Source organism: Nocardia vaccinii NBRC 15922, assembly GCF_001613305.1.
GTDB lineage: Bacteria > Actinomycetota > Actinomycetes > Mycobacteriales > Mycobacteriaceae > Nocardia > Nocardia vaccinii.
The window spans coordinates 112,666-138,411 of sequence record NZ_BDCC01000037.1 but is presented as its reverse complement, the minus strand read 5'-3'; the positions used below and the strand labels follow the sequence as shown (position 1 = coordinate 138,411).

Annotated in this window: 24 protein-coding genes; 13 read left to right on the top strand and 11 right to left on the bottom strand. The window is 68.8% G+C overall.

Annotated features, from left to right (window positions below; translation table 11 throughout):
• Positions 1 to 18 precede the first annotated feature (18 nt).
• Together cobG and NV1_RS24780 are read right to left on the bottom strand one after the other, a co-directional pair.
• A complete protein-coding gene (gene cobG / locus NV1_RS24785; protein WP_067895892.1) occupies positions 19 to 1,212 on the bottom strand; it encodes a precorrin-3B synthase in 1,194 nt (397 codons plus the stop codon).
• 87 nt (positions 1,213 to 1,299) lie between these two features.
• Positions 1,300 to 1,554 carry a hypothetical protein gene (locus NV1_RS24780; protein WP_067895890.1) on the bottom strand — a complete coding sequence of 85 codons (255 nt, stop codon included), beginning with the start codon at positions 1,552 to 1,554 and terminating at the stop codon, positions 1,300 to 1,302.
• Positions 1,555 to 1,836: 282 nt separating this feature from the next.
• On the opposite strand from NV1_RS24780, the gene cobN reads away from it, so the two are divergent.
• Together cobN and NV1_RS24770 are read left to right on the top strand one after the other, a co-directional pair.
• Complete coding sequence (gene cobN / locus NV1_RS24775; protein WP_067895887.1) at positions 1,837 to 5,448, top strand: cobaltochelatase subunit CobN; 3,612 nt, start codon at positions 1,837 to 1,839, stop codon at positions 5,446 to 5,448.
• A gap of 77 nt (positions 5,449 to 5,525) precedes the next feature.
• Positions 5,526 to 5,915: a PPOX class F420-dependent oxidoreductase gene (locus NV1_RS24770; protein ID WP_067895884.1), complete on the top strand. Its 390-nt coding sequence runs from the start codon at positions 5,526 to 5,528 to the stop codon at positions 5,913 to 5,915.
• Between the two features lie 26 nt (positions 5,916 to 5,941).
• Here NV1_RS24770 and NV1_RS24765 read toward each other — a convergent pair whose 3' ends face one another.
• Positions 5,942 to 6,325, bottom strand: a complete 384-nt coding sequence (locus NV1_RS24765) for a PPOX class F420-dependent oxidoreductase (protein WP_067895881.1) — start codon at positions 6,323 to 6,325, stop codon at positions 5,942 to 5,944.
• A 170-nt stretch (positions 6,326 to 6,495) separates the two neighbouring features.
• A complete protein-coding gene (map, locus tag NV1_RS24760) occupies positions 6,496 to 7,263 on the bottom strand; it encodes a type I methionyl aminopeptidase (RefSeq protein ID WP_067895878.1) in 768 nt (255 codons plus the stop codon).
• A gap of 101 nt (positions 7,264 to 7,364) precedes the next feature.
• Here map and NV1_RS24755 point away from each other — a divergent pair, with 101 nt between their 5' ends.
• A complete protein-coding gene (locus NV1_RS24755; protein ID WP_067895875.1) occupies positions 7,365 to 7,628 on the top strand; it encodes a helix-turn-helix transcriptional regulator in 264 nt (87 codons plus the stop codon).
• A 168-nt stretch (positions 7,629 to 7,796) separates the two neighbouring features.
• Here NV1_RS24755 and NV1_RS24750 read toward each other — a convergent pair whose 3' ends face one another.
• Entirely contained in the window at positions 7,797 to 8,699 is a 903-nt protein-coding gene (locus tag NV1_RS24750) for a LysR family transcriptional regulator (protein ID WP_067895872.1), read from the bottom strand.
• Positions 8,700 to 8,769: 70 nt separating this feature from the next.
• Between NV1_RS24750 and NV1_RS24745 the strand changes: the two genes are divergently transcribed.
• From NV1_RS24745 to NV1_RS24735, 3 genes are all read left to right on the top strand, one after another.
• Positions 8,770 to 9,087 (top strand): hypothetical protein, encoded by a 318-nt coding sequence (locus NV1_RS24745; protein WP_067895869.1) that lies wholly within the window; start codon positions 8,770 to 8,772, stop codon positions 9,085 to 9,087.
• Between the two features lie 248 nt (positions 9,088 to 9,335).
• The gene (locus NV1_RS24740; protein WP_067895865.1) at positions 9,336 to 10,082 is read left to right on the top strand and encodes an SDR family NAD(P)-dependent oxidoreductase; all 747 of its coding nucleotides are present in this window, start codon (positions 9,336 to 9,338) and stop codon (positions 10,080 to 10,082) included.
• Positions 10,083 to 10,116: 34 nt separating this feature from the next.
• Entirely contained in the window at positions 10,117 to 11,205 is a 1,089-nt protein-coding gene (locus tag NV1_RS24735) for an amidohydrolase family protein (RefSeq protein ID WP_218027206.1), read from the top strand.
• On the opposite strand, the gene NV1_RS24730 is transcribed toward NV1_RS24735, so the two are convergent.
• Positions 11,185 to 11,796, bottom strand: a complete 612-nt coding sequence (locus NV1_RS24730; protein WP_169813394.1) for a TetR/AcrR family transcriptional regulator — start codon at positions 11,794 to 11,796, stop codon at positions 11,185 to 11,187. The genes NV1_RS24735 and NV1_RS24730 overlap by 21 nt on opposite strands.
• 98 nt (positions 11,797 to 11,894) lie before the next feature.
• Here NV1_RS24730 and NV1_RS24725 point away from each other — a divergent pair, with 98 nt between their 5' ends.
• Positions 11,895 to 12,374: a nitroreductase/quinone reductase family protein gene (locus tag NV1_RS24725; protein ID WP_084525740.1), complete on the top strand. Its 480-nt coding sequence runs from the start codon at positions 11,895 to 11,897 to the stop codon at positions 12,372 to 12,374.
• A 231-nt stretch (positions 12,375 to 12,605) separates the two neighbouring features.
• Here the strand turns inward: NV1_RS24725 and NV1_RS24720 are convergent, their stop codons facing one another.
• The 5 genes from NV1_RS24720 to NV1_RS24700 form a co-directional block, all read right to left on the bottom strand.
• On the bottom strand, positions 12,606 to 13,388 hold the full coding sequence (locus tag NV1_RS24720; protein WP_067895852.1) for an ESX secretion-associated protein EspG: 783 nt from the start codon (positions 13,386 to 13,388) through the stop codon (positions 12,606 to 12,608).
• Positions 13,388 to 15,157: a hypothetical protein gene (locus NV1_RS46445; RefSeq protein ID WP_067895849.1), complete on the bottom strand. Its 1,770-nt coding sequence runs from the start codon at positions 15,155 to 15,157 to the stop codon at positions 13,388 to 13,390. The genes NV1_RS24720 and NV1_RS46445 overlap by 1 nt, the downstream gene beginning before the upstream one ends.
• A 112-nt stretch (positions 15,158 to 15,269) precedes the next feature.
• Positions 15,270 to 15,686, bottom strand: a complete 417-nt coding sequence (locus NV1_RS24710; protein WP_067895846.1) for a hypothetical protein — start codon at positions 15,684 to 15,686, stop codon at positions 15,270 to 15,272.
• Between the two features lie 110 nt (positions 15,687 to 15,796).
• Entirely contained in the window at positions 15,797 to 17,185 is a 1,389-nt protein-coding gene (locus tag NV1_RS24705; RefSeq protein WP_067895844.1) for a metallopeptidase TldD-related protein, read from the bottom strand.
• A gap of 2 nt (positions 17,186 to 17,187) precedes the next feature.
• Positions 17,188 to 18,714: a TldD/PmbA family protein gene (locus tag NV1_RS24700; RefSeq protein ID WP_373864649.1), complete on the bottom strand. Its 1,527-nt coding sequence runs from the start codon at positions 18,712 to 18,714 to the stop codon at positions 17,188 to 17,190.
• An 88-nt stretch (positions 18,715 to 18,802) separates the two neighbouring features.
• Here NV1_RS24700 and NV1_RS24695 point away from each other — a divergent pair, with 88 nt between their 5' ends.
• The 6 genes from NV1_RS24695 to lnt all read left to right on the top strand — a co-directional run bounded on the left by NV1_RS24695 (position 18,803) and on the right by lnt (position 25,680).
• Positions 18,803 to 19,585: a TetR/AcrR family transcriptional regulator gene (locus NV1_RS24695; protein WP_245713898.1), complete on the top strand. Its 783-nt coding sequence runs from the start codon at positions 18,803 to 18,805 to the stop codon at positions 19,583 to 19,585.
• A gap of 26 nt (positions 19,586 to 19,611) precedes the next feature.
• Entirely contained in the window at positions 19,612 to 20,823 is a 1,212-nt protein-coding gene (locus tag NV1_RS24690; RefSeq protein WP_067895840.1) for a sensor histidine kinase, read from the top strand.
• An 81-nt stretch (positions 20,824 to 20,904) separates the two neighbouring features.
• Positions 20,905 to 21,564 (top strand): response regulator, encoded by a 660-nt coding sequence (locus NV1_RS24685; protein ID WP_067895837.1) that lies wholly within the window; start codon positions 20,905 to 20,907, stop codon positions 21,562 to 21,564.
• A gap of 86 nt (positions 21,565 to 21,650) precedes the next feature.
• Positions 21,651 to 22,133 (top strand): FxsA family protein, encoded by a 483-nt coding sequence (locus NV1_RS24680; RefSeq protein ID WP_067895835.1) that lies wholly within the window; start codon positions 21,651 to 21,653, stop codon positions 22,131 to 22,133.
• Between the two features lie 273 nt (positions 22,134 to 22,406).
• Positions 22,407 to 24,005, top strand: a complete 1,599-nt coding sequence (locus NV1_RS24670) for an amidohydrolase (RefSeq protein WP_067895829.1) — start codon at positions 22,407 to 22,409, stop codon at positions 24,003 to 24,005.
• Positions 24,006 to 24,075: 70 nt separating this feature from the next.
• Positions 24,076 to 25,680, top strand: a complete 1,605-nt coding sequence (gene lnt / locus NV1_RS24665; protein WP_067896065.1) for an apolipoprotein N-acyltransferase — start codon at positions 24,076 to 24,078, stop codon at positions 25,678 to 25,680.
• Positions 25,681 to 25,746 lie beyond the last annotated feature (66 nt).

Here is a 25,746-nt window from a genome sequence, read left to right as displayed (position 1 = left end):
TGTTCGTCCCCGCGCCGATCAGGTGCGCGGAGGTTCGGGCGGGGTGATGCGGTAGCCGTCCGACGCGGCCACCACGTCGGTGACGGCGCCGCGCGGGCGACCGCACCGGCGTTCGCATCCGGACCAGTGCTGATGCCCCGGAACCGCGATCTCCGCGGCGGCCCGGCCGTGCCCGGAAGACCGTGTGCCGCTCGGTGAAACCCGCCCTCCGGAGATCGCGTTCGCGGCATCCGCGCGCACATCGGTGCGAGATCTGGCGCAGCCGGGTTGTCCGGCACAGGCCGTCACCAGCAGCCAGGGGGAGGCGGCGTCGAAGATCAGGCCCATGGGGGCCAGCACCCGCACTACCTGTTCGGCGGTCCATTCGTCCAGGTCGGACAGGATCAGACTGCGCCAGGGTGTGACGACGACCGGACGGTCCGCGGCGGCGAGGAATTCGGCCGTCCGGGCGGGCAGTACACCGAGCCGCACACCCGCGCCGAGGCTCACCAGGCCGTCGTCCTGGGTGCACCAGCCGATCGGAATATCTTGTGGTGGAGTCGGTTCCAGCAGTTCCGCGGTCGGTTCGGCACCGAGCGCGGCGAGGATGCGAGCGGGTCCGCCGGGGACTTCGCGCAGCCGCCACTGTTCGCCGCGAACACCCTGGAACTCGTGCGCGGCGGCGAGCAGTACCTCGACGGCCCGGGTATCCGGCACCCGGACCCCGCTGTCGCGGCCACCCAGCAGCAGTGCGTAATCGTCCGCGCCTACGGCGTGGATGCCGAAATCGCCGTCGAGGCCGCTGACATCGCCGCGTCCGTCGTCGAGGGTGAACAGCACCCGGCCGGGCAGGTCGGCCAGAGCCGGCGCCATACGCAAGGCGTGGTCCAGCCGTGGAATCAGCTCCCGGACATCGGCCAGGCCACCGACCCGTCCGGACAGCGGCGAGGCCACGATATTGCGCACCCGCTCGTGAGTGCGGCTGGGCAGCAGATCCGCCGCCCCGAGCCGGGCGGCCAGCGCGTCGGCATCACCGATCCGGCGGAGCTGGACGTTACCGCGCGAGGTCAGCTCGATACCGCCGTCACCGAGATCGCGGGCGGCCTCGGCCAGAGTCAGTAGCTGATCCGGGCGCAACCGGCCGCCGGGTACGCGAATACGCGCCAGCGGTCCGTCGGCGGCCTCGTGCAGACGCAGCACACCGGGGCAGGAATCGGGGGCGGAGCGAGTCATGATCCTTTCAGCGTACGACTCGCGTGAGTACGATCCGCCGCGGGTGAACTCTGCTCGCGCCGCGGGCCGGCGCGGCCGGATGTGCGCTCAGAATCCTCTTCTGCCGGTACCACGCACCACACGGGCGCCACGCGCCCACGGTGGAGCCGGAACGTAACTGTCGGACAACAGACACGGAGTGTGGTGGTGGCGGTTTCGATCGGCACGGGCTGTCGATTCGAAGACCAGCAGACCGGCTATCGCGATTGCCGCGCACGCGCAGGCCGCGATGATCGCCAGCGAGCTGCGCTGCTCGGCAGTAGCCGCGAGTGCCATCGCCAGCAATGCGACAGCAATCATCATGCACGTAATTCCTGACCAGGCGGCGAAGCGATTCCGCCTGGCCCAACCTGGTGAGTTCGGCATACATCGAGCGTACGCCCGGGTTGTCCGTTCCGGGAGGGTGTAAATCAGGTCGTTACGGGCGCTGAGCGAGGGTGTCGGCGCGGCGCGGTAGCATCCCCGGTGCTCGCCTGTCCCCGAGGAAACCGGTGCAATTCCGGTGCGGTCGCGCCACTGTGACAGTCAGACCCTCCCGGCGGGCATGAATCCCTGATGGGCGCGTCACCCGAGGAAAGGCCGATCGTGATCCTGCTGCTGTCCACCTCCGACACCGACCTGCTGTCCGCCCGGGCCAGCGGCGCCGATTACCGGCTCGGCAATCCGGCGCGACTGCTGCCGGACGATCTGCCCGCCCTGCTGGCGGGCGTGGATCTGGTGGTGGTGCGCATCCTCGGCGGACGCCGGGCATGGGAGCAGGGGCTCGACGCAGTGCGGTCGAGCGGTGTCCCGGTGGTCGCGCTCGGCGGGGAGATGGCGCCGGACGCGGAGTTGATGGAGTGCTCGACCGTTCCCGGCGGTGTCGCCGCGGACGCGCACAACTATCTGGCCGCGGGTGGCCCGGGGAATCTGCGTCAGCTGCACAATTTCCTGTCCGACACCGTGCTGCTCACCGGATACGGCTTCGAGCCGCCGGTACACCTGCCGAACTGGGGTGAACTCGAACGGACCGCGCCTGCGGACGTCGACGGTCCCACGGTCGCGGTGCTGTATTACCGCGCCCAGCATCTGGCCGGGAACACCGCCTACGTCGAGGCGCTGTGCGCCGCGATCGAGGCGGCCGGTGCGCGACCGCTGCCGCTGTACTGCGCGTCGCTGCGCACCGCGGAACCGGAACTGATCGCCACGTTGCGCGGCGCCGACGCACTGGTCGTGACGGTGCTGGCCGCGGGCGGCAGCAAACCCGCCATCGCGTCCGCCGGGGGTGACGACGAGGCCTGGGACATCGGCGCACTCGCCGATCTGGACGTGCCGATCCTGCAGGGCCTGTGCCTGACCACCGGTCGCGAGCAGTGGGCCGGCAGCGATGAAGGCCTCTCGCCGCTGGACGTGGCCACCCAGGTGGCCGTGCCCGAATTCGACGGTCGGATCATCACGGTTCCGTTCTCGTTCAAGGAGTTCGACGAGGAGGGGTTGTCGGCGTACGTCCCCGATCCCGAGCGGGCCGCGCGGGTGGCCGGGATCGCGGTGCGGTACGCGCGGCTGCGGCACATTCCGGCCTCGGACAAGCGGATCGCGATCGTGCTGTCGGCCTATCCGACCAAACATGCCCGCATCGGCAACGCCGTCGGCCTGGACACTCCGGCCAGTGCCATCGAGCTGCTGAGCGAGATGCGTTCGGCCGGTTACGATCTGGGTGAGCCGGGCGAGATCCCGGGCCTCGAGCAGGCCGACGGCGACGCGCTGATCCACGCCCTCATCGCGGCGGGCGGGCAGGACCCGGACTGGCTGACCGCGGAACAGTTGGAGGGCAATCCGATTCGCATCGGCGCGGCCGCCTACACCGCCTGGTTCGAGACCCTGCCCGCGGAGTTGCGCGAGGCGGTCGTGCAGGCGTGGGGCCCGCCGCCGGGGGAGATGTATGTCGACCGTTCGGCGGATCAGCGCGGCGAAATCGTCATCGCCGCACTGCGATTCGGCAATGTGGTGCTCATCGTGCAGCCGCCGCGCGGTTTCGGCGAGAATCCGGTCGCGATCTACCACGATCCGGATCTGCCGCCGAGCCACCACTATCTGGCCGCCTATCGCTGGCTTGCCGCGCCGGACGGTTTCGCCGCCGACGCGATGATTCATCTGGGCAAACACGGCAACCTGGAATGGTTGCCCGGCAAGACGCTCGGCATGTCCGCGGCCTGCGGAACCGATGCGGCACTGGGCGATCTGCCGCTGATCTATCCGTTCCTGGTGAACGATCCCGGCGAGGGCACCCAGGCCAAGCGCCGCGCCCACGCCACCCTGGTCGATCATCTGATTCCGCCGATGGCGCGGGCGGAGACCTACGGCGACATCTCCCGGCTCGAGCAGTTGCTGGACGAACACGCCAACATCTCGGCGCTGGACCCGGCCAAACTGCCCGCCATCCGCCAGCAGATCTGGACCCTCATGCGCGCGGCCGAGATGGACCACGACCTGGGCCTGACCGAGCGCCCGGACGAGGAATCCTTCGACGATATGCTGCTGCACGTCGACGGCTGGTTGTGCGAGATCAAGGATGTGCAGATCCGTGACGGTCTACACGTGCTGGGCCGGGCGCCCAGCGGTGAGGCCGAGGTCGATCTGGTGCTGGCCATGTTGCGCGCCCGGCAGCTGTGGAGCGGTGAGGATCATGTCCCGGGCCTGCGAGAAGCGTTGGGGCTCAGCGAATCCGGTGACGAATCGCGCGAACGCGTCGACGCCTTCGAGAAGCGGGCGCGCGAGCTCGTCTCGGCCATGCAGGAGACGGACTGGGCGGTCACGGAGATCGATGCGCTCACCGAACGCCTGCTCACCGATTCCGGCGGCGATCGCGAACGTCTGGACGCGGTGCGCCGGGTGCTCGGCTTCGCCGCGACCGAGGTGGTGCCGCGCCTGCGGCAGACCGGGGTGGAGATCGCGCGCATTCTGCACGCGCTGAACGGTGGGTTCATCCCGGCCGGGCCCAGCGGATCGCCGCTGCGCGGGCTGATCAATGTGCTGCCGACGGGCCGCAATTTCTACTCGGTGGACCCCAAGGCGGTGCCCTCCAGGCTGGCCTGGGAGACCGGTCAGGCCATGGCCGATTCGCTGCTCGAACGGTATCGGGCCGACCACGGCGACTACCCGCGTTCGGTCGGGCTGTCGGTGTGGGGCACCTCCGCCATGCGTACCTCGGGCGACGATATCGCCGAGGTCCTGGCGCTGCTGGGGGTGCGGCCGGTCTGGGACGAGGCCAGTCGGCGAGTCACCACTCTGGAGGTGATTCCGCAGGACGAGCTGGGTCGCCCACGCATCGACGTGACCGTCCGGATCAGCGGCTTCTTCCGTGATGCCTTCCCGCACGTCCTGGCCATGCTGGACGACGCGGTCCGGCTGGTCGCGAACCTGGACGAGCCGGATCGGCTGAACTACGTGCGCGCGCACAGCCGGGCCGACCTGGCCGAGCACGGCGACGAACGCCGTTCCACCACACGCATTTTCGGCTCCAAACCGGGGACCTACGGCGCGGGCCTGCTACAGCTGATCGATTCGGGCAGCTGGCGTACCGACGACGATCTGGCGCAGGTGTACACCGCGTGGGGTGGTTTCGCGTACGGGCGCGACCTGGACGGCGCCCCCGCCGCGGACGATATGCGCACCGCCTACCGGAGAATCGCCGTCGCGGCCAAGAACACCGACACCCGCGAGCACGATATCGCCGACTCGGACGATTACTTCCAGTACCACGGCGGCATGGTGGCCGCCGTACGCGCGCTCACCGGCACCAATCCCGAGGCGTACATCGGCGACAGCACCCGCCCCGACGCGGTGCGTACCCGCACCCTGTCCGAGGAGACCGCGCGGGTATTCCGGGCGCGCGTGGTGAATCCGCGCTGGCTCGATGCCATGCGGCGGCACGGGTACAAGGGCGCGTTCGAGATGGCCGCCACCGTGGACTATCTGTTCGGCTACGACGCCACGACCAATGTGGTGGCCGACTGGATGTACGAAAAACTCTCGGAGAGTTACGTATTCGACGAGACCAACCGCAAGTTCATGGAGCAGTCGAATCCGTGGGCGTTGCACAGCATCGCCGAGCGGCTGCTCGAGGCGGCCGACCGCAAGCTGTGGGAGCAGCCCGAACAGGAAACTCTGGACAGGCTGCGGCAGGTGTACCTGGAGACCGAGGGCGAACTCGAGTAGCGGTACGCCCGAAGGCGTACCGCCGGGTCCGACCACGGGCGGATGTGTGTGCGGCGGGCCCGGCCTAGCGTTGTGCCATGACCTGGGACGAACTGGCGAACAGTAAGTACGTGCGGCTCACGAGCTACAAGAAGGACGGCACCGGGGTGGGCGCTCCCGTGTGGGTGGCGCCGGACGGGGACCGGATCGTGGTGTGGACCTATGGCTCGTCGTGGAAGGTGAAGCGGATCCGTCGCAATCCGCAGGTCCGGCTGCAATCGTGCGACAGCCGTGGTCGCGCCACCTCAGCGCAGGTGCTGACCGGTACGGCCGAGGTACTCGACGCGTCGGGGACCGAGCGGGTTCGGGGTATCGTCGGCCACAAGTACGGCGTGATCGGCACGATCCTCATCCGCGGGCACAAACTGATCAAGGGAAGCGACGGTTCGGTCGGGCTGTCGATCACCCCGCAGGCCGGGGCCCGATAACGGCGGCCCCGTCGCGAGCGGGTGATTCAGTCTTCGGCGGTGATCTCTATGCCGACGGTGCCCTGCCGCCCGCGACGCAACTGGCTACCGACCACGACCAGCCAGCCCTGAATCGAGTACTTACGCTTGATCAGCCGCCGCACCCGATCGCTGCCGGCGTCGTCGAGGATTCGCGCGGTGCCATTGACGACCGCTCCGCGCGGAGTGCCCGAGACGGTACAGGGCTGCAGGGTGACCGCGGGATTGCGGCGGATCCGCTTGACCTTCCAGCTGTCGGTGACGGTCCAGATGTACAGCTTGCCGTCGTCCAGAGCTGCCCACAGCGGCGTTCCGACCGGGGTGCCGTTCTTGCGAAAGCTGGTCAGCAGCACGTAATTCGCGGTGCCGACCGCGCCGAAGGGGTTCTCCACGCACGCAGCCTATCGCCGTCGCCGCGTGGCCGATACGTCTGGTGTTCGTGTCCGGAACTCGCGGAGTGACGGTGCGGGCGGAAGCGTCGATCCCTGCCGCCCGCTCACCCGGCCCGGAGGAAGTCTGGGAAATCTTCCGGGACAACCGGTTCGGCGGCCGCATTCGCGGCTCAGGCGGCGAGGGTCAGGATTCGCGGCCCCTGGTCGGTGACGGCGATGGTGTGCTCGCTGTGGGCGGTGCGTGAGCCGTCGGCCGAGCGCAACGTCCAGCCGTCGGGGTCGACGATGATGCGATCGGTGGTGGCCGCGAACCACGGTTCGATGGCGATGGTGAGCCCGCGACGCAGTGTGAATCCGCGTCCGGCGCGGCCGTCGTTGGGGATGTGCAGATCCTCGTGCATGGTCCGGCCGATGCCGTGGCCGCCGAATTCGGTGTTGATCGGATATCCGTGCGCACGGGCGACGGCGGCGATCGCGGCGGAGATGTCACCGACTCGATTGCCCGGAACGGCCACCTCGATGGCGGCTGCGAGCGCCTGCTCGTTGGCGGCGACGAGCCTTCGGTCGGCCTCCGCGGGGGTGCCGACGATCACCGTGACGGCCGAGTCGGCCGCCCAGCCGTCGAGCTCGACGGCCAGGTCCATGGTCAGGACATCGCCGTCGCGCAGTACGTAGTCGAACGGAAGTCCGTGCAGCACAGCGTCGTTCACCGACAGGCAGACGGTGTTGCGAAACGGGCCGCGGCCGAAGGACGGCGAATAGTCCCAGTAGCACGACTTCGCGCCGCGCTCCTGAATACGTTGCCGCACATGGAGTTCGAGGTCGAGCAGATTCACGCCGACCTGGGCGCGCGCACGCAGTTCGGTCAGGATCTGAGCGACGAACTGCCCGGTCACGCGCATTTTCTCGATCTCGTCGGGCGTCTTCAGCTCGACCACGGGGTACCTCCCTCGACGGTATTTAAATACCACCGTACGGCATCCGGTATTTGTATACCAAACTGCTTGCGGTATTTGAATACCGCTCGTAGTCTGTCCGCATGGTCCGTCTCCCGCTCACCCCGGCGCAGATCGAAGCAGGCCGCCGCCTGGGCGCCTGTCTACGCTCGGCCCGTGCGGGCCGGGAGCTCGGCGATATCGCACGGTCCGCCGGAATCTCACCGGAAACCCTCCGCAAGATCGAATCCGGCCGGCTCCCCAGCCCCGCCTTCGGCACCGTCGTCGGTCTGAGCCGAGCTCTGGACATCCCGTTGCAGGATCTCGCCGACGTCTGGCAGGCCGCCGCTCTCGCCGAATCGGCCTGAACATCGGGCGGCTCGGCGGGCCGCGCACGCTGAGCTTGCCCGACGAGCGGGTCTCCGCGACTTCGGCTCGACTGTGGCGTAAGGCTTTCCGTTTATCGGGCAGACTGGCCTGAGTCGAAGGCGGGCAGGGTCCGGCTCGGACCGGTTATCGCAATGGCGGCGGGCGGGTCATGTGTGGATCTCTTCTCGAACCTGTTGGCGCACAAGGGGTTCGGTGTGCATTTGGCTGCTGTGTCCGCAGGCTCGGAGTGTGGCGGCCACGAACGACGTGACCGATGGGCGGTGGTCGTGTTCGTTCCAGGCCAGGACGAGGTGGCTGGGTGGCGCGTCGGCGACCGGGATGCAGACCAGATCCGCCGGAGTGTTCTCGACGAGTGAGCGGGGGAGTATCGCGATCATGCGGTCCACCGAGATCATGTGCATCATCTGAACCACGTCGGACACCTCGGGGCCGGTGCCCTCGTCGCCGGGGAGTCCTTTCCAGTACGGCAGCGTCTCGCCTTCCAGATCGGACATGTGCACCGATGTCCGGTCGGCGAGGCGATGATGGCGCGGGACGATGACCACGCGGTCCTCGGTGTGCAATATCTCGTGGGCCAGGCCGCCCGTGTCGTCGAAAGGCGCATAGAGCAGGCCGACGTCCGCGCGGTCCTCGCGCAGGAAGTCGGTGCGGTCGACGGGACCGCTGAACAGGATGTCCACCCGGCGTGCGTCGGGCTGGCGGGAGTATTCGGCCAGGATCCCGGACAGTAGCCCGGCATCGCCGCCCGGTTTGAGTACCAACCGCAGGTGGGCCTGGATATCACCCGCATGACGGGCGTTGCGGACCGCGGCGCTGACCGCATTGAGCGCGTGCCGCCCGTGCTCGCGCAGCGCCGCACCGGCCGGGGTGAGTTCGACATGCCGGCTCGAGCGCACGAACAGCGGAACGCCGAGTCTGCTCTCGATTCGCCGGATCGCCTTCGACAACGCCGGTTGCGCGATCGAGAGTCGCACCGCGGCCCGGCCGAAATGTAGTTCGTCGGCGACCGCGATGAAGTACTCCAGCTCCCGGGTTTCCAGTTCGGCCATGCCTACAGGTTATCGCCGAATAACGAACCGGTCTTGGACGCACCACAGGTAATCGACCGAGAATTACCTCATGATCAACCACACGATGATTGTTTCCTTCGATCACGCACTGCCCGATGGTGAGCTCGACCGATATCTCGAGAATATCGAACAGGCCATGTTCGACACCGGGCTGATCCGGTCGGTCGTGGCGCGGCGGCACATTCCCATTCCCGGCGAGGAAGCCATACCGGCGCTGATCGCGACGGCGATCGTGCAGATCGCCCTGCCCGATGTCGAGACGCTGGGCAAGGCGTTCGCGGCGCCCGGTCTGCACGAGGTCATCGACCGCTGGCAGTCGCGGCATCCCTACAAGGTGGCTTGGGCCAACCACGAGTCGCCGGCTTAACGGTTCTCCCGTCCGAGGGCTGACGCCCTTCGGCGGAATCCAGCGACCCTCACGGATCGAGAATCCACGCCTCGTGTGCTCCAAGCGAAGGCGGAGAAGCCTTGCGGGCCGGGCCGCAGCCGGTATGTATCACACCACCTCAGCCATTCGAACACACTATCGAAAGAGGTCGTCATGCGACAACGTCAGCGACACTTGCGCCTTTTCCTCGCCGCAGTAGGCGACGCAGGATCCAAGGCGGATGCCCGATGAGCGCCGAAGGTCGGAAAATCGGCCTGGTCACCGGGGCGGGCAGCGGGATCGGCCGGGCGGCGGCGGTGGCCTTCGCCCGCGAGGGCTCCGCGGTTGCCGTGCTCGATATCGACCCGAGTACGGCCGCCGAGACGGTCGACGCGATCCGGGCGGAGGGCGGTGAGGCGCTGGCCGTCACCATCGATGTCGCCGCGGAGTCCTCGGTGCGGGCCGCGGTCGGCCGCGTGGTCGAGGTCTACGGCGGTCTGGATTTCGCGGTCAACAATGCGGGGCTGGCCTCGCATCATCGGCGGCTCGACGAGATGACCCTGGACGAGTTCGACCGGGTGATCGGCGTCAATCTGGCCGGGACATTTCTGTGTATGAAATACGAGCTGCCGTTGCTCGCGGGCGGCGGCGCGATCGTGAATGTCGCGTCCAACGGCGGTTTGTACGCGATCCCGACCGCCCCGGCCTACGTGGCCGCCAAACATGGCATCGTCGGGCTCACCAAGGTCGCCGCGGTCGACTACGCGGACCGGAACATCCGGGTCAACGCCATCTGTCCGGGCCCGACCCTGACTCCTGGATTCGAGCAGGTGGCCGCGGGTACCGACATGATCGCGCGGCAGTCCGCGAATACTCCGCTCGGCCGGTTGGCCACACCGGCGGAAGCCGCCGCCGCGGCGGTCTGGCTGTGCTCGGACGCCGCGTCCTACGTCACCGGAATCGCACTGTCGGTCGACGGCGGTCGGCGGGCATGAGCGGGCGCGGCTGGTCTCAGGATGGGAGGAGCGGGTGAGTAGGCCGAGTGAAGAGTTTGCGGCACAGGGTAGTCGGGCAGCCGCACCCGTCGGGCACGACCTGCGTGTCATCGCGGTGGAGGAGCATATGTCCACCGAGGAATTCCTCGGTGTCGCACACGGTTTGAATGTCGGCCCGGCCGATGCGGTGGAGGTGGGCCTGCTTCGGGCGGTGGAACGTGATCCGGGCCTGCGGGCTCGGCTCACCGATCTCGACGCCCGGCTGCGCGAGATGGACGCGCTCGGACAGGATATGGCGGTCCTGAGTCTGAATACGCCTGGCGTACAGCCGTTTCCGGCGGCCGATGCGGTGCCGCTGGCGAGGCGATTCAACGATGCGCTGGCCGAGATCGTGCGACGTCGCCCGGACCGGTTCGGTGGACTGGCCACGGTGACGCCGCAGGATCCGATGGCCGCGGCCGCGGAGATCGAACGGGTGATGGGCCCGCTCGGGCTCAACGGCATCATGATCAACTCGCACACCGGCGGCCGATACCTGGACGAACCGGAATTCGCCCCGCTGCTGGCGGCCGCCGAGGCCAACCGCGCGCCGATCTACCTGCATCCCCGCGCACCGAGTATGTCCCGCTACGGCGATTACGGGATGTCCGGGGCGATCTGGGGGTATCAGGCCGAGGCGGGACTGCACGCCATGCGACTCATCCTCAGCGGCACGCTCGACCGGTATCCGGGGCTGACCATCGTCCTCGGGCATCTCGGCGAAGGAATTCCGTACTGGCTCAGGCGAATCGATAATCGACACGCCTTCGCGGCGCGAACGGTCGGGGCGGCCACACCGATGCCGAAACTGTCGCTGACTCCCAGCGAGTATTTTCGCCGCAATATGGTGATCACCACCAGTGGAATCGATGATCCGGAGGTGCTCGAGCTCGCTGTGCGCGCGGTCGGCGCGGATGCGATCATGTTCGCGATCGACTTTCCGTACGAGGATCCGATAGCGGCAATGGCCTTCCTGTGCGATGCCCCGCTGACCGACGATCAGCGAACCGCGATCGGCCACCGCACTGCCGAGCGCGTATTCGGAATCGCCGGGGCCGATCGACTACGAACCGCGCAACGCTGAATCGAATACCGGCACAAGGGCATCGGCGATCGCATCGCGGGAGGGCAGGGCGGCGAGCGCGCCGGGCGGGCTCAGATGACGTTGCAGCGCTCGTTGATATGCCGCCCCGGCCAGCAGGACGGCCGCGGGGCGCAGATCGGCGGTGGCGGCATGGGGCGACAGGTGGGCGAGAATCGCGTCGACGGCGCGGTGCGGGCCCAGATCCATGTCGCGGCTGCGCTTTTCGTAGGATTCGCGCAGTTCGGCATCGGATTGGACGGCCGCGATGGCGGGGATGGCGGCGAAGAAGAACTCTTCCAGCGCCGTCAGCAGATCGACCAGGTCCTCGCTCAGGCTGTGATCGGTCCCGGGGCGGTCCGCGAGGAGATCCTGCAACGGCCGCAACTGGTGCTGGATCACGGCGTGCAGCAGTCCCATGCGGTCGCCGAAGTGATAGAAGATGCTCGATTCGGCGACGCCCGCCCGGCGGGCGATCTCCTTGGTGGACGTGCGGGTCAGGCCGGATTCCGCGAGCGTCTGCTGGGCGCTGGCGATCACAGCCTCCCGCACGCCGGTACGTGGGCGGCCGCGAGTTGCCCGGTCGGATGCCACATCGCCTCCTGAAACTCGATTCGCCCTTGCAGTATGCCGTATCCCGTCGTATTTTCTGAGTATACACTCAGTAAATACGTCATTCGGAGGTACTCGCCATGTCCGGTCCCGTTCCGACGACCAGTGCACCGGCCCGGTCCCGGCTGCAACGTACCTGGGACGCCACCGTCCGCTACCTGCTGCGATCCCGATTGCATCGTCTCTTCAGCGGCAAACTCCTGATCATCACCGTCGTCGGCCGCAAGACCGGGCGCGAGTACGCCAACCCGGTCGGATATGCCTCGTACGAAGGGGATCTGCTGGTCGGCACCGCGGCCCGCTGGCGGCATAATCTCCGCGATGGCGAGCCCGTGCGGATCACCCTGCGTGGGAAAGAGATTCGCGCCGACTGGGCGGTGATCACCGACGAGGAGCCGATCGCCGAGCTGTACCGGATCATCTTGGAACAGAACCCGGTCCACGGCCGATTCGCCGGGATCAGCCTCGATGCCGACGGTAACGTGAACCGCGCCGAGCTGCGGGCGGCGCTGGCGCGGGGTACGGCAGTCGTGCGCCTGCACCCACACGACGCATCATGACCGAAACGAACGATCCGGTACCGGCGGAGCGACCACGAACGCTCCGCGTCGATCCGGCCGCGCGGCTGGAGGCGGCCGATTCGCCGGGGCGGAATGCTCTGTGGCCGAGCGGATCTGCCTCGAATATCGGGGCCCGGCGACGCGACAAACTTCCCGAGTGCAGATCGGCCGAGGAAGGACACGTCGGCGTCTGGGCTGAAACACCCTGCGGCAGAACGGGAACCGTCCGATCTACCGATGCGCGAACTCCCCGATGTCGTCGACGTAATCGCGATACTCGGACAGGGCGAGATCGAGCAGGCGGCCGACCGCGGCCTGGATCGCCGGGGTGTCCGCGGGCTGGACGGTGACCGTCCGACTGCCGGTCTCCATATAGCGGCCGTCGTCGTGAATGTCGTACCAGCGCACCGCGCCCAGCTTGCGGGGCTGCTCACCGCCCTGGTTGCGCGGCCCGCGGAACACGGTGACCACCCCCGCCCCGCCCGCCGGACGCCGGACCAAGCGGCGATACCGTTGCAGCGGAGTCGATTCCCCGGAGTAGTGCAGCACCGGCTCGCGTTCGGGATACAGATCGGCGGCGGCGAACGCCTGGGCGGGCTGCCTCCCGGGCGAACAGTTCGGCAGAACACCGGCGAGTACCGCCGAGAGCCGATCCGAATGCACGATACTGAGCTCGATGCGCGGGCGACGCGTGAATTGTATTGCGAGAGCGGCATGCCGGTCGTGCCGGGCCGCGGCGACCCGGATCGGCCCGGCCTGATCCGAGACGCCGTGGATCTCGGCCCACACCTCCGGATCGGTCAGCACGGTGAACGCTCGTCGCAGCAGGTCGGCCTGATTCCAGGTCAGCCGGCCCTGTTCGGAATACTTGTGCCGGACCTGCTCCCAGTAGGTGTCGCGCTCGTTGACATGGCCGAATCGGGACAGGTAATGCAGCGGATAGAGCATCCGGTCGTTCGCGGGCCCGAACCACAGTGCCGCGAATTCCTCGTCCTCGAACGACCAAGTGGCCATTATTCACCTATCGTCGGCTGGACGTGCTCATCTCTTCCGGCCATCTCCGCGGTGTGCGATTCGTGCCGTAGGTCGACCTTCTTACCCGTCCGATCCCGATCGCCCTCATATCTGACTCGTAATCGTGGCGGCCGATGGTCCGAGCCGGCGTCGTGATGGCCGGATTCGGACATCACCTCCGCGGTGGCCGCCCCGGTGACCGCGGCCGCCGCGGGCTCGGCAAGCACATCGGGCGGCAGCGGATCCACCGTCGGGCGAGCGGGCGTCGCCTGGGCCGCCGCCGGTGCGTGTGCGCCGGGCACGGGCGTGTTCGGCACCGGCTTGGGTGCCGGCGGCGCGGGAGCCGAGGTGCCCGGCGCGGGCGCCTGGACGTTCGGCACCGGCGTCGGCGCGTTCGCTCCCGGTGCGGGCAGGTTCGGTGCCGGAGCCGGGGCGGCGAAATTCGGTGCGGGCGGGGGAGTCGGCGTCGGTGCGCTGGGCACCGGGGTATTCGGTAGCGGTGCGCTGGGTGCCGGTGCGGGCGTACTGGGGACCGGCGACGGTATGGCCGGGATCGACCCCGCCGAACCTGCCGAGCCGAGCGCCGGACCGGCGAGGTTCGGCGTCGAACCGCCCGGGACCGGGCCGGGCGGACCGGCGGGTTGTGCACTCGGCGCTGGAGTCGAATTCGGCGCGGGAGCGGAGTTGGTCGAGGACCCGCCGGCGGGCGGGGTCGCCGCACTGTCGTGTCCGGGCCGGACCGCATCGGTCGACGTGCCGGTGGCCTGGGTCTGGGTCTGGGCCGGCGCTGTCGGCTGCTCCGAGGTGGTGTGCGGCTGTTCCGGGTCGGGTTGCCGTGGAGTCGAATTCGGGCGCTGCGGCGTCGAGTCGCGCTGGTCGCCCGGAGCGGGGGGCGCGGTGTCGGGACGCACCGAGGAGGGCGTGGTCGGGGCGGGCTCGGAGGGAATGTTCGCCGGCCGCGTGGCCGCGGGCGACGGTGTGCCCTCGTTCCGATCCGCTCGGGCCGGACGACTCGTCGTCGGCTGCTGGAACAACACATCGCTCGCGCCGGCCGTGGCCGACGACGGATCGTGCAGGAAGCGCCCGATGGTCGCGTCGACCGACGCCGGGAACGGCAGATCGTGCAACAGCGCGGTGACACTCGCCGGTGCGGTGGAACTCGGCTGCGTGCCGCCGCTCCAGGCGGTCGGTTTCGTCGATGTCGCCGGGGCCTCGGAGTCGCTCGCCGGGGCGGTAGCGTCGCCGTTCGTGACGGGCACCGCGGCGGGGAAGGTGGGAATGCGCTTGTCCTGATCGGTGAACGGGGTCACGTACCGCTGCTGCATCACCTGGCGGGCGTCGTCCTGGGCCTTGGTGGCATCGCGGGTCTGGCGGTCGAAACCGGACGGGTCCTTGGTCTGATCGGCGCTCACCGGAACGGGTTTGGGAATATACGCCTTGGTCGTGAGCGCGGCCTGCGCGGTATTCGAGACCGCCTGCCCCGCCGCTTCGAACAGATCCGCCAATTCCCCGGCCTGATTGCCGTAATCGACCAGGGCGTTCACCGCCGCCTCGGCGGATGCTCCGGTCCAATGCCCGTCCACCGCCGAGCGCACCGCCTCGACCAGGCCGGTAGTGGAAGTGCGCCACTGACTTCCGGCCTGCTGCCAGGCCGTGACGACGTCACCGGCGCTCTGTGTGACGGTCTGGAACGCGTCGTAGATCTGCTGATGAGTGAGCGCGTCGACGTTTTCCGGATCGGTGATCCCCGGCGGATCGTAGGTCGTCACAACATCCCCTCGACCGGTGCCGCCGCCCTGCGCGCGCTCGTGCCGCGTTCATCCGCGGCATGAACGGGACCCTGTGCGGTCACCCTCCGCTGCCGCCTCCGGGCCCGGCCGCTCATAGCGCCTCCTCCGTAGCCGCCTGTGCGGCACGGAGTTTCGCGGCGAATTCACTGTCGGTCTGCTGTAGCCGATCACAGACCGTACGGAACAGGGTTTGCATCTCGTCGGCGGTCCGCCAGTGGTCCTGTAGGGTGTCATAGGCGTTGTTGGCCCCGCCGCCGCCCTTGTCCCGGAAACGCTGTGCGATCGTGCGGGCCGAGGTGAGGATGTCGGCCTGTTCGCCCAGCCCCCATGCCTCGTGCGTCTGCACCCGCTGGACGATCTTCTGGATCGCCTGGATTTCGGTCTTGCGTTGTCGCAGAGCCCGATCCAGCGCCAGGAACGTCTGCGGCTCCACATCGAGCGACACCGAGCCGGTCTTGGCCTGTTCGATCAGTGGACCGAAGACTCGGCCCCCGCTGTCGTCTGTCATGCTGCCCCCGCTTCGACTGTGTGGCGGCGATTCTGCCATATCGGTCGTCGGTTGTGTGGCCATCGCGATTGTGCGCGCACCGGCCGCGTCCGGTCCGGATGCGCCGGGCGTCAGGTCGCCCGGCTCACCGAGGACATGTGGAAATCGGGAATTCGCAAGGCGGGCATGGCCGTTCGGCTGAACCAGTCCTTCCACTCACGCGGCAGGGTGATCTCCGTCGCCCCGGCCTCGGTGGTGCGGCGCAACAGGTCCAGCGGGCTCTCGTTGAATCGGAAGTTGTTCACCGCGGCCGTGATCTCGCCGTCCTCGATCAGATACACCCCGTCGCGGGTCAGACCGGTCAGCAGCAGGGTGGACGGGTCGACCTCGCGGATGTACCACAGACAGGTCAGTAGCAGGCCGCGGCCGGTGTCGGCGATCATTTCCGGCAGGGTCGCCGCGGAGCCGCCGGTCATCAGCAGATTGTCGCCCGGAACCGTCACCGGCGCATCGAATTCCGCCGCGATCGCCCGGGGATAGACCAGATTGTCGATCACGCCCTCGCGCACCCAGTCCACGCGGTGTGCCGGGAGACCGTTGTCGAATACCGACACCGCGTCAGAGGATGAGGCGGTCGCCACGAAGGGCCGATATTCGAGCCCCCTCGCGCTGGGATCGGAGTAGAGGGTGAGCGGAATATCGGTCAGACGCTCACCGACTCGGGTACCACCGGCGCGAGAAAAGGCCGTATGCCCCTCGTGCGCGCCGCGGCCCTGCATCTCCCAGGCCATGTAGATCAGCAGATCCGCGACCGCGGACGGCGGTAGCAGCGTCTCGTAGCGTCCGGCGGGCAATTCGACGCGGCGGGCGTTCCAGTCCAGTCGCCGCGCGAGTTCGGCGAGCAGGCCCGGGGTATCGACATCGGTGAAATCCAGGGTGCCCGCTCCCACCCAGGCGCTCGCGGTGTCCGATGCCTCGCCGCGCTTTCCGTTGATCTCCACCGATCCGGTCGGCTGGGTCCAGCGGCGGCGGATTCCGGTGGAGGTGCCCAGCCAGGTGGTGTGCAGCTGATGATGGGCGAATCCGTAGAGCCGGTCCGCGCCGTCGAATCCGGTCGCCAGATCGCGGGCCAGGCCGGTGAACACTTCGATACCGGTGACCGCCGGGTCCGCCGCCCACTCCGGATCCAGGTGCCGGCCGACCGCGTCGGGCCCGAGCAGCGGCACCGCGTCGCGGGCCGGTGCGGCCGAGCGTGCGGCCTGTTCGCTCGCGCGCACCACCGCCTCGATATCGGCCGCGTCGACGCTCGTGGCGCTCACGCTGCCGACTCGTGCCGAGTTGGGCCCCTCGCGCAGTACCGATACCACCGACCACTCCCGCGAGGTCGTGGATCCGTTGGTGGTCATGGAGTTTCCGGCCCAGCGCAGCGCGGCCTCGGAGGCGTCGGTGACGATCACGATCGCCTCGTCCGCCTTCGAGGCGGCCAGCGCCCGCTCGACGACCTCTCCGCCGTGTAGCACGCTCACCGCCCCGCCTCCGATCGCGTGTTGAGAATATTGACACCGCGCACCAGCGCCGCCGGGCAGCCGTGGCTGACCGCCGCGACCTGGCCGGGCTGGGCCTTACCGCAGTTGAACGCGCCGCCGAGCACCCAGGTCGACGGGCCGCCCACCGCCTCCATCGAACCCCAGAAATCGGTGGTGGTGGCCTGGTAGGCGACGTCGCGCAGCTGACCGGCCAAGCGCCCGTTGCGAATTCGGAAGAAGCGCTGTCCGGTGAACTGGAAGTTGTAGCGCTGCATATCGATCGACCACGACTTGTCGCCGACGACGTAGATGCCGTTCTCCACCCGGGAGATGAGTTCGTCGGTGCTGGTGTCGTGCACGGGATCCGGTTGCAGTGAGACGTTGGCCATTCGCTGGATCGGGACGTGCTGCGCGGAATCTGCGTACGAGCAACCGTTGGAGCGATCCAGGCCCAGCCGCGGCGCGAACGCCCGGTCCAATTGGTAGCCGACCAGAACACCGTCGCGGATCAGATCCCAGCGCTGCCCGGCCACGCCCTCGTCGTCGTACCCGACCGTGGCCAGGCCGTACCGTTCGGTGCGGTCGCCGGTGACGTGCATGATCGGTGTGCCGTAGCGCAGCGTGCCCAGTTTGTCCGGAGTGGCGAACGAGGTTCCCGCATAGGCGGATTCGTAGCCGATGGCCCGATCGTATTCGGTGGCGTGGCCGATGGATTCGTGGATGGTGAGCCACAGATTCGTCGGGTCGATGACCAGATCGGCAGGCCCCGGGGCCACGCTGGGTGCCTTCACCTTCTCGGCCAGCCACTCCGGAATCCGCGCCAGTTCACCGGCCCAGTCCCACACGCCGTCCGCGCCGGTCAGATATTCCCAGCCGCGTCCGGCGGGTGCGGCCAGGGTGCGCATCGTCTCGAACGCCCCGGCCGTCGGGTCGACCGCGATGGCTTCCAGGACCGGATACACCCGCACCCGCTGCTGAGTGATCGAGGACCCCGCGGTGTCCGCGTAGTACGTCTGTTCCTTGACCTGCAACACATGTGCGGTGACGTGGTCGACGCCATCGGCGGCGGACAGCCGCTCCGAATAGTCCAGCAGCAGAGCCGTTTTCTCCGGCGTAGGCACCTCGAACGGGTCGATGGCGTAGTCCGAGACCCACTGCGCGTCGCGGTGTACGGGCTCGTCCGCGAGAAGGACCTGTTCGCGGTTGAGCGCCCGCAACGTCGTCGCGACGGTCACCGCGCGCCGGGCGACCTCGGCGGCGGTATCGGCGGACAGGTCCGCGTGCGAAGCGAAACCCCAGGTGCCGTCGACGATCACGCGCACCGCGAAGCCCAGATCGGTCGAGTCGGTGACCGCCTCGACCCGGCCGTCGCGCAACCGGATGGTCTGCTGCACGAGCCGGTGCACGCGCAGGTCGGCGTAGTCGGCGCCGGAGGCACGCGCGGCCGCGAGCGCCGCATCGGCCAGGATGGCCAGCGGTAGCGCACGGAACTGTTCGTCCACGGTGCGGGGTGTGATACTCACCTCGCACACGCTAATTGCTCGTGAACCGGTCGTTCAACCGTATGCTCGGAAGCGTTCCGGAATCCGGTGCGGCACAATGCGACACGCCGTGCGTACCAGCATCGGCCGCAAGATTGCGCGCGATGCGACATGGCGCGAGGTGCAACGCGCGGACACGCTGCCTGCCCGGAATTCGCTGTCGCATGCCGTACTGTCTGCCCGCGTGCCGCCATCAGCCCTGCGTGACCGCAAGCGGGAACGCACCCGCCGCGCCCTCCTCGAGGCTGCCGTCGAGATGTTCGAGGCCCGTGGCTACGAGGCGACGACAGTCGCCGATATCGCCGCGGCAGCCGAGGTGGGCACCCGTACCTTCTTCAACTATTTCGAGAGCAAAGAGGAGTTGCTGTTCCCGCAACCGGACGACCGGGTGCAGGCCGCCGTGCACGCGATCGCCACCCGCCGCACCGGCGAACGTCCGGTCGAGGTGCTGCTGCGCGCGCTGCGGGCCGCCGGTGACAATCCCGGCGACCATCTGGGTGACACCCTCGCCGCCCGCATCGCGGTGCTGCGCGCCCAGGTCTCGCGCACGGTACCGGCGGTGAGCGGCCGCGCCGCGCACGCGCAATTGGTCGCCCAGCAGGAGATGGCCCGCCATCTCCGTGCCGCATTTCCCGAGGAGCTCGACGAGGTCGGCGCGGCCGCACTGGTCGGCGCCGTGGTCGGCGCGGTCTCGGGCGCGTTGACGGTGCTGTTCTCCGGACGGCACGCCATCGAGGACGGTGAACGCCTGCAACGCAAGATCCGCGAGACCACCTCGCGAGTCCTGGCTCCCTGGCTGGCAGGTCACACGACCCACTCGCCGCGTCCGATCCCGGCCGAAGCGCGCTGCTGACCTGCCGGTCGGCCTAGGCTGGGCCGGTGCGTCGATTCAGCCTGTGGCTTCGGGGGAAACCGCTCGTCGCCGACGCCATGCTGGCGCTCGCGCTGCTGCTGGTCGATCTGGTGCCCCTCGGGCACAAGCGATATCTGGCCGTCCACCTCGTTTTCGCGGTGGTCGTGCCGATCCCGGTGATCTTCCGGCGCAGATATCCGCGCACGAGTGCGGCCATACTGCTCGCGCTGGCGATACTGACGTCCCTGGTGAGCCGGTTGACCGGGGAGGATCTGCAGGTCGCCGCGCTGGTGGCGGTCGGTATCGCGCTGTACACCCTGGTCGCGTACGTGGGTCGCCGGGAAGGGCTGATCTACCTGGGCGGTCTGGTCGTGGACGCCGCGCTCGCGGATCTGCTGCTGCACCAGTCGGTGCTGATGACGATCGCGTTCCTGACCCTGTTCTACGCGCTGTGCTGGACGCTCGCCGAATTCCTCGGCGCCAGGCATGCCTACGACGCGGAGGTGGCCGCTCGCCTGGCGGTGGCCGACTACGACCGCGAACGCGGTGCGCACGAGGCGGTTTCGGCCGAACGCACCCGCATCGCGCGGGAGTTGCACGATATCGTCGCGCATGCGGTGAGCGTCATCGTCGTGCAGGCCGACGGCGCGAAGTTCGCCCTGCGCAGCGATCCCGACCTCGCCGAACAGGCCCTGGGAACGATCGCGGCCACCGGGCGCGACGCCCTGAGGGAGCTGCGTCGCACGGTCGCGCTGTTGCGTACCGAGCACGCCCCCGAGCAACTGCCCCAGCACGGTACCGCCGGACTGGCGAAGGTGGTGCGGATGATGCGCAAAGCCGGGCTCGCGGTCGAATTGGAGATGGCCGGGGAGCTCGACGATGTCGCGCCCGAGGTCAGTCTGGGCGTTCACCGCATCGTGCAGGAATCGCTGACCAATACCTTCCGGCACGCCGGACCGGCCCCGAAGGCGTGGGTCCGGGTGCTGCGGCGGGAAGCGGACATTCTGGTCGAGGTCACCGACTTCGGTCACGGTGCGGGCCCGTTGGCGGGTGCGGCGAATGTGGCAGACGGCCCGGACCTCGCTGCCCGCAACGGAATCGCGGGCAGTGGTCTCGGTCTGGTCGGTATGCGCGAGCGTGTCGCGGTGCTCGGTGGTGCGCTCGAGGCCGGGCGGCGTCCCGAGGGCGGCTGGCGGGTCCGCGCGACGATTCCGCTCGTGCCCGAGACCGCCGAGTGAGCGGCGGTCGGACGCCCGGCCCGGCCGCCGGCCGAATCGATGGCGACCCGGGCGGGCGGACCGCCCCAGTAGATTGGTGACGTGCCGATCACCGTGCTAGTCGTCGACGACCAGGAACTGATGCGAGCCGGGCTGCGAATGGTGCTGGGAGCGCATCCCGAGCTGACGGTCGTCGGGGAGGCCGACAACGGTTCCGCGGCGGTGCGGCGGGCCCGCGAACTCACCCCCGACGTGGTGCTGATGGATGTGCGGATGCCGGTCGTGGACGGTGTCACCGCGACCGGTCAGATCCTCGAATCCGGTTGTGGCAGCAAAGTTCTGGTCATGACCACATTCGACCTGGACGAACACGCCCTCGGTGCGTTGCGCGCGGGCGCGAGCGGCTTCCTGCTCAAGGACACCCCGCCCGAGGATCTCATCTCGGCGATCCGCAGCGTCGCCGCCGGTGACGCGGTGGTGTCGCCGAAGGTGACCAAACGCCTGCTGGACCGGCTCATCGCGGACGATCCGGCCGGCACTCGCGATGCCGCCGTACTCGATGTGCTCACCACGCGCGAGCGTGAGGTGCTCGAACAGATCGCCGCCGGACGCTCCAATGCGGAGATCGCCGCGGAGTTGTACCTGTCCGAGGCAACGGTGAAGACCCATGTCGGCCGGGTGCTGACCAAACTCGGCCTGCGCGACCGGGTGCAGGCGGTGGTTCTGGCCTACGAGACCGGTTTGGTCCGGCCGGGCGCGTAGCGATTCTCAGCGACTGCTCAGGCGGATCGGGAGAAAATCGGGCGATCCGGTCGTTGTACGGGTAGATGGTTTTCGAAAGGATCGCCATGCCCGCGCTGCTGTTCGCTCTCTACCTCGTCGTCGAGATCGCCGCCCTCGTCGTGGTCGGCCACTTCATCGGTGTCGTCGCCACCATCCTGCTGCTCATCGCGTGTTCGGGCCTGGGCCTGATGCTGGTGCGCTCGCAGGGGCGCCGGGTGTTCGACCAGTTCCGGCGCGCGAGTCGCGGGGAGATCGCCCCCGGCACCGCGGTCGCCGACGGCGCGCTGGTCACGCTCGGCGCGGTCGCCATGTTCGTACCCGGCCTGATCACCTCGGTGCTCGGCCTGATCCTGCTGCTGCCCACCCGCCGCCTGCTGCGCCCGATCGTGTCGGCCTTCGCCACCCGCCGCATCGACCGCCTGAGCATGGCCGCCGGTTACCGCGGCGTGGTCGTGGACCCGTCCGGCGACGTTGTCGACGGTGTGGTCGTGCAGGAGTACTACGACGACGGCCAAGGTCCCGCCCGCCCGATGCTCGACGGCCGGTAAATCGATCGCCCGGGGGCGCCCGGATCGAACCATGTTGCCGCGCAGAGGAATTCATTCCGCATCAACGCGGTGCTCGGGACGGCCGGGCGTTCGCTGTCCGGCCGGCCGGATCGCTCGCGATTGCGAGCGCATCGGCACGGGGTGGTTGTGCGATTACGTCGGCCGTGAATTCGCGCGGTATCGCGACCCGCACGGATTCAGGGATCCGGCCGACGCAACGTGCCGCGATGCCGGAGAGTGCGGCGAAAACCCGGTGCGGCAGACTGATGTGTCGTGAGTACCCAGTTGCTGGTCGGTGGTCGTATCCACAGCCCCAGTTCTCCCGATGCCACGTCGATGGCGGTCGAGGACGGCACCGTGGTGTGGTTGGGCGCCGAGCGGCCGGGGCGGGCGTTGTATCCCGATGCCGAGGTCATCGATCTGGACGGTGCGTTCGTCGCGCCCGGATTCGTCGATCCGCATGTGCACGTGACCGCGCTGGGATTGCAGTTGACCGGGCTGGATCTGTCCGGGGCGGCGTCATTGGAACAGTGCTTGACCCTGGTGGGGGATTATGCGCGGACGCATCCGGACGCGGTGATCATCGGCGAGGGCTGGGACGAGACCGGATGGCCGGAGGCCCGCCCGCCCGCGGTAGCCGAGATCGATGCCGCGGCCGGACCCGGCCGACTCGTATATCTCGTTCGCGTGGACGCACATTCGGCGGTCGTATCGACCGCGCTGCTGGAAGCGGTGCCACAGATCGCCACGGCCGAGGGGTACACCCGTGGCGAGCCGCTGTGCGCACAAGCGCATCATCTCGCTCGCGGCGCCGCACTCGATCGGCTCGATCGCGCCCAGCGGGATCGCGCCCGCCGCGCCGCGCTCGATCACGCCGCCGCCAGCGGCATCGTGGCCGTGCACGAATGCGCCGGACCGCAGATCTCGGGTACGGCCGATGTGACCGAGTTGCTGGAGTTCGCGCACGGCGTCGAGGTGCGGGCCTACTGGGGTGCGGCCGTGCGCACCGCCGACGAGGCTCGCACCCTGGTGAAGGAACTCGGCGTGCACGGACTGGCCGGAGACCTGTTCGTCGACGGCTCGCTCGGTTCGCATACCGCCTGGCTGCACGCGCCCTACGCCGATCGGGACACGCTCGGCCGGAGATATCTCGACGTCGATGCCATCGCCGCCCATCTGAGCGCCTGTACCGAGGCCGGAATCCAGGCCGGATTCCACGCCATCGGCGATGCGGCCGTCGCGGCCGTGGCCGACGCGGTGGCCCGGGTCGCCGCCCGGGTCGGCGGTCCCGCGATCGCCGCCCGGGGACATCGCGTCGAACATGCCGAGGCGATCGGTCCCGAGCAGATCGCGACGTTCGCCGAATTCGGCGTACTCGCCAGTGTGCAACCGGGTTTCGACGCGGCCTGGGGCGGGCCGGACGGCATGTACGCCACGCGGCTGGGCGCCGCGCGCGCCGCGGCGCTGAATCCCTTCGCGGCCATGGCGGCCGCGGGTATCGGTCTGGCCATCGGCTCGGACGCCCCGGTCACCGAGTTGAATCCGTGGGCCGCCGTGCGCGCGGCCGCTCACCATCGCACTCCCGGACATCAGGTCTCCCCGCGCGCCGCCTTCGCCGCGGCCACTCGCGGTGCCTGGCGGGCCGGTGGCGTGCGGGACGGCGTTGCCGGAACCCTGGTGCCCGGCGCCCCCGCCTCGTACGCGATCTGGGATGCGGCCGATCTGGTGGTGGCCGCAGCCTCGGATACGGTGCAGCGCTGGTCCACCGATCCACGGTCCCGGGTTCCGGGGCTGCCCCCGCTCGACCCGGGCGCGCCGCTGCCGCGCTGCCTGCGTACCGTGCACCGGGGGAAAACCATTTATGCGGCATGAGAGGGACGAGCTCGTGGACGTGCGACAGGACCACGAGAACCCCGGCGCCGCAACAGGTTTGGTATCGCGATTGACCGCCGCGGCGAGCCGGTACCCGGCATTGCCGCGGCTGCTCGGCGCGATCGTCGCGGGCCTGCTGATCTACGCGAGTTTCCCGCCCCGCACCTGCTGGTACCTGGCTCCGCTCGGCATCGCGCTGCTGACCGTGGTGGTGCGGTCGAGCCGCACACTGCGCGGCGGATTCGGTTACGGGCTGCTCGCGGGCCTGGCCTTCTTCGTGCCACTGCTGCCCTGGACGGGCATCTACGTCGGTCCGCTGCCCTGGTTGGGCCTGTCGCTGGCGTGCGCGATCTACGTCGGACTGTTCGGCCTGCTGGCGCGGCTGGTGAGCGTGTTGCCGGGCTGGCCGCTGTGGGTCGCGACGACGTGGACCCTCACCGAGTGGGGACGCTCGAGTTTCCCGTTCGGCGGATTCCCCTGGGGCCGACTGGCATTCGGCCAGGGCGACGGCTGGTACCTGCCATTGGCCCAGCTCGCCGGCGCACCCGGGGTGAGTTTCGCGGTGGCGCTGACCGGAACGGCGTTGGCGGCCTTCGTCATCGGGCTGCGTGAGCGGCGCGGTGCGCGGTGGCGAATCGGAATCGCCGGCGCCGCAGCGGTTGTGGTCCTCGTTCCCGTCGCCGGGTTGACCTTCCGGACCGCTCTGCCCGCGCCGACCGACGGTGACCGGACGATCATCGTCGCCGCCATCCAGGGCAGCGTGCCGCGACTGGGTCTGGACTTCAACGCCCAGCGACGCGCCGTCCTGGACAATCACGTCCGCGAGACCGGGGCACTGGCCGACGCCGTCGCCGCGGGCCGTGCGCCACAGCCGGATGTGGTGATCTGGCCGGAGAATTCATCCGATATCGATCCGCTACGGAACGGTGACGCGTACGCGGAGATCACCGCCGTATCGGAGCGGATCCACGCGCCGATCCTGGTCGGCGCGGTGCTGGTGAACGACGATGATACGACCACGAATTCGGTCATCGTCTGGAACGGGGCCGACGGTCCGGGAGAGCGTCACGACAAGAAGATCATCCAGCCGTTCGGCGAATACCTGCCCTACCGCGACTTCTTCCGGCACTTCTCGAAATATGCGGACAAGGCGGGGTATTTCGTGCCCGGCCATGGTGACGGGGTGGTGCACGCCCAGCCCGTGCGCGACGGACACAGCGCTGCGGTCGCGATCGGTGTGGCCACCTGCTACGAGGTCGCCTTCGATCGGGCGTTCCAGGACTCGCTGCACGCGGGCGCGCAGCTGCTGACCGTGCCGACCAACAACGCCACCTTCGGCGACAGCGAAATGACCTATCAGCAGCTGGCCATGTCCCGCGTGCGCGCGGTGGAACACGGTCGAGCCCTGGTCGTGGCCGCCACTTCCGGGGTCAGCGCGATCATCACCGCGGACGGCGCCGTGCGGCAGGAGACCTCGAAATTCGTGCCCGCCTGGCTCGAGGCGGCTCTGCCGTTGCGGCACACCACGACACCCGCGACCGCGGTGGGTCCGTGGCCGGAGTGGTTGTTGTGTATCGTGGCCGGGATTGCTGTTCTGGCTTCGGCTGTTCGGCGGCGAACCATGTCGTCGCCGGAACCGGCGGATGAGACCGTCGACGACCGGGTGAGCCGCTAGCCGCGGATGTAAGCGTTTCCGGATCGGGTTCCAGGCGTCACCTTTCTCTGCGCGATTCGGTGCAAT